2 protein-coding genes are annotated in these 4,998 nt (G+C 51.6%); both read left to right on the forward strand.

Features of this window, described 5'->3' with window-relative positions; all coding sequences use genetic code 11:
- Positions 1–139 precede the first annotated feature (139 nt).
- A complete protein-coding gene (locus ACZ9HU_RS22305; RefSeq protein ID WP_476108071.1) occupies positions 140–1,858 on the forward strand; it encodes a hypothetical protein in 1,719 nt (572 codons plus the stop codon).
- Entirely contained in the window at positions 1,855–4,521 is a 2,667-nt protein-coding gene (locus ACZ9HU_RS22310) for an RHS repeat domain-containing protein (RefSeq protein WP_476108072.1), read from the forward strand. Before ACZ9HU_RS22305 ends, ACZ9HU_RS22310 begins: the two co-directional genes overlap by 4 nt.
- Positions 4,522–4,998: the final 477 nt, after the last annotated feature.

Raw genomic sequence — 4,998 nt, forward strand, 5'->3', positions numbered from 1 at the left:
CCTCCACCGCCTGGGCAACGATCGCTTCCATCCGCATGCTCACCCGCAGAACTGCAAGGTATTGCTATGTTTGGTGATCTTTCGAGTCAGGCACTGAGACCCAATTTATCCATATCTGAACGGAAGAGAGATTTGCTGCATGAAGCTTCAGGCTGGTTTGGCAACCCTTGCGCTCGTACTCGCGCAAAGCTCATCGTTGAAGGCGCAGACTTACCTGCAACCTCCGGAATTCAAGGCAGTCGATCAAAATGGCGTAGACCTTTTGAGCGGGTCTGCGAGCTTGAGTATCAAGCTGGGCTCGATCGGCTCGGGTGACGGAGAGCTATCCTATACGAGTTTCTGGGGTACCGGATCCATTCTGAACAATATCAATAATTCAATTGTATATTCTTACGATGAAAAAACTACAAAATGGACTGGTGTTGTAGGCTTTAACAACTCTTCCAAAACATTCTGGCAATATGACAATGGTCCATGGGCGCTATTGCGATTTGTAGGAGAGAGTCTGGTATCATCTTCCGGCGGTTTAACATTGGTCCATACTCTTCGTGATGGAGAAACGCGGGTCTATGGGACGCCTTCGGGCGCAACCGCTCTATCATCCTCGGTCCTTCTTACTCGCAATTTGCCCAACGGTGTTATCTGGTCGTATGATTGGCAAGTTAATAATGGCTTTGCTCGTCCGACTGCTGTTACCAATAACCTTGGATATAAAATTTCACTGGATTATCAAAGTAGCTCAACACCAAGCTACGGCGATCAGGGCAGTCTTGATGGATGGTTTTTTGTCACGAATGTGAAGTTTTATAACCTCGCTGTGTCAACCACTCCGCTCGCTACCGCAACGCAAGCAAATTTATCAGGCATGACCCAGCATGTTACAGATGGTGGTCAAGTCTGGAAAGTTTCGGGGAATCCTACCGCGCCTTCACCGGGTGTTGGGGGTACTTTCAGTATTCAAACCCCGTCCGCCAGCTCAATGAACAGAACCTTCACGCCTGTCCAGCCAGTCAATTCAACTGAGAATACATCCGCAACTATCAATGGTGCGACTTACAATTACAGCTTCGCCTTCACTGGAGGTGTTGGAGCAGGCGGTTCCGGGATAACGACTATCACTGATCCGGGAAGTGGCGTCACAGAAATCAGGTATAACCGCTATCAGGCCAAATACACTTCTGCAGCCTTCCCCTATCAGGTCAAAGATGCACTCAATAATATCACTTTTTACGAAGTGGCCAATGGGTATCAGGTTACGTCTGTTACCAATCCCTTGGGCGGGAAGGAAGTATATGAGTACGATGCTCGAGGGAATATCACCAAGACAACCAAAAAGTCCAATACGGGAAGTTCCCTTGCAGATGTCATTCAAACGGCATCCTTCCCGTCCTCATGCAGCAATACGCTGACCTGTAACAAGCCTACCTCTGTTACCGAAGCAAACGGTAACACCACTCAATATAGCTATTCCTCCGACCATGGCGGCCTTGTTTCTGAAACGCTTCCTGCCGTGAATGGGATATCGCCGGTAAAGCGGTATCGCTACGTACAGCGATATGCCTGGATAATGAATGGCAGCGGGGGCTACATGCATGCGGGAGGCCCGGTCTGGTTGAAGTCGGAGGAGCGTACCTGCCGAGCTACTGCGACAGTGAACGATTCCTGTTCCGGAGGAAGTTCGGATGAAGTCGTAACGACCTATGATTATGGACCAGATAGCGGGCCTAATAATCTGCTTTTGCGAGGCATGGTGGTTACTTCCGGAGGGCAATCTATTCGGACTTGCTACACCTATGATTCCAAGGGCAACAAGATTTCCGAAACCAAACCTTTGGGAACTGGAGGGACTTGCCCATGAAACGGTCCTCTCTGTCATCCCGCAACTGGTGCTTTGTGGCTGCGTGCCTTTTGGCATCTGCGTCGTCGCACGCCTACGCGCAAACGTCCGCATCTGCATACACAGAAGCAGTGCGCTATGATGCAGGGCGAAGATTAGTAGGCACAATCAGTCCCTCCTCAAACGGAACCTCCGGCCCGTTTCTGGCTGTTCGCAACACGTATGACGCTGCTGGTCGGCTCGTCAAAATCGAGAAAGGAAGGCTGGCAAGCTGGCAAAGTGATTCAGTCGCACCGGTAGATTGGACGGGCTTCTCGATCGATCAATCGACTTCTACATCTTATGATGCCTTTGATCGCAAGGTTGCAGAAGCAGCCGTGGGCAGCGATCTGGCGACGAAGCAGGTTACCCAATACAGTTACGATTCAGTAGGTCGCCTTTTGTGCACGGCAGTTCGCATGGATCCGACACAATGGGCATCGCAGACCGATGCATGCGTACCGCAAACGACCAGTGCGAACGGCCCTGACCGTATTACAAAGAACGTGTACGACGCAGCAGGCCAACTTGTGCAGGTGCGCAAGGGTGTGGGCACGCCGCTTGAGCAGACTTATGCGACCTACGCTTACAATGCCAATGGCAAGCAGACCGATGTGATAGACGCCAACGGCAACCGGGCAACCTACACCTATGATGGCTTTGACCGTCTGGTGCAGTGGAACTTTCCCTCGACCACAAAACCCACGTCCTTCAATGGTGCGACGCAAGCCACGGCCCTGAGCTCGGCAGGCTCAGCCAATTCGGGCGATTACGAGGCCTATGCCTATGACGCCAATGGCAATCGCACGAGTTTTCGCAAGCGCGATGGTTCGGTTTTGGGCTACACCTATGATGCGCTGAACCGGGTCACAGTAAAGGCTGTCCCCTCGCGTTCCGGTCTGGGCAGCACCCATACCCGCTCGGTCTATTACAGCTATGACCTGCAAGGCCACCAGCTGACCGCGCAGTTCGACAGCAGTGGTGGCGAAGGTGTGATCAATACCTTTGATGGCTTCGGGCGTCAGCTTACCTCGGCCATTACGATGGATGGTGCCACGCGGACGGTGTCCTATCAGTATGACGCCAATGGCAACCGCACCCGCGTCACCTATCCCGATGGCCATTACGTCACTTATAATTACGACGGTCTCGACCGCCCTTCGAGCATCCTGCGCTCAGGTTCTGCTACGGTGGCCAGCTATGGCTACAATGCTGATGGTACGAGGGCCAGCTTCAATGGCGGGGTCAACACCAGCTACGGCTATGACACGATCGGCCGCCTCACTTCGCTGACCAATACGCCGGGCATCAACACCAGCTACACCAACACCTATGGCTTCAGCTATAATCCGGCGAGCCAGATCACCTCGCTCTCCAGGAGCAACAACAGCTTCATCTTTAATGGTCTCTACAACGTCAATCGCAATTACAGCGTCAACGGGCTGAACCAGTACACGGCTGCGGGCAGCGCCAGCTTCACCTATGATGCCAATGGCAATCTAACATCGGACGGGACGACAACGTTCCTCTACGATATCGAGAACCGTCTGGTGAACGCGGGTGGGGCAAAGAACGCCCAGTTGCGTTACGATCCGCTCGGGCGCCTCTATGAGATAGCCGGCCCGACGGGCACGACGCGCTTCCTCTATGATGGCGACGCGCTGATCGGTGAGTATGACGGATCGGGTAACCTGCTGCGCCGCTATATCCATGGCGCTGACATGAAGTCGGACGATCCGATTGCCTGGTACGAGGGCGGCGGCTTCGATGGCGCCTCCGAACGTATGCTGCGTCCCGATTGGCAGGGCAGCATTGCGCTGGTCACCGATAATTCGGGCTCGAACATCTTTGCCGTCAATACCTATGACGAATATGGCATTCCCGGTTCCAGCAACACAGGGAGGTTTCAATACACGGGTCAGGCCTGGACGGCTGAGTTGGGCATGTACTACTACAAGGCCCGCTTCTACTCGCCGACCCTCGGACGCTTCCTCCAGACCGACCCCATCGGGTACAAGGATCAGGTTAACCTCTACGCCTATGTCGGCAATGATCCGGTGGATGGGACGGATCCGACGGGGATGGACGCTAAGAGCGACTCGCAGTGTAATCAAGAGTCCCCTAATTCTTGCTCTACCACCGCAACAACCGCTTACGATAGCAGGGGTAGATTGGTGGAGGGGGCAGCTTGGAAAGCTGCTGCCAGCCCATTTACGACTATTGAGCAGGTCGATGCTTTTTGGGAAATACTTGCCCGTGCCGGAGAGCCTGTGGCAAAATTGGCCCCTAATTTCAAGTGGGAGGGGAAACCTACCGATTTCCTTGCTAGCTTCTCTAGAAATGCTCTTATGCATGTGGTTATGACGCAAAATCAAGTGGGTGGAAGAGGGAAATACGATTTCTCCGCTGCTAAAAAAGAATGGAATAGTATAAGGGTTGCTCTTGCCAATGCCCATTACAATATGATTGCGAGGAGTAATCTTCCAATTGGTCAGGTGTATGTCGCTAACGTCAGAAATTATCATCATGAAGTCTTTGCGCAATTTGGAATAGGCAAAGAAATTTATGGTGGAACTTTCATTTTCGGCGGAGATTGGGAAGATGCGTATTCAAAATTGTGGTGCCCTTCTAGCCATTGCCATTAAATTATTTGCGATAATAATTTCGATACTATCATTCGCGTCATCAATAATTGGACTTCTAATTTTTGCCTCGATGTTTAATCATGATAATTTTTTGCAAACAAATTATTTTTCTAACATTTCAGCATTATTGTGTGGAATAATTTCTCCGTTCTTTTTACTGAAAAGAAAATTCATCTATGCAATTTGCTTGTCTTTCATGCACTTCTTCTTGTTATTTTACATTTGATGTATTCGCCCACCGGGAGCGAGCAAGGCCCAAAACTCCAGCCTCAGGCGGTCCAGGATTGGGTAGCAGAGCATTAACCGCTGGCTTCTGTGGTTGCCGCCCGTTGTGCAAGAAGTTTTTGTCCGGAAGGTGCAAATGGTCGAGTGCGGTCTTCTGTAAGTGCCTGACTCGAAAGATCACCAAACATAGCAATACCTTGCAGTTCTGCGGGTGAGCATGCGGATGGAAGCGATCGTTGCCCAGGCGGTGGA

Source organism: Novosphingobium sp. Sphag1I, assembly GCF_056279125.1.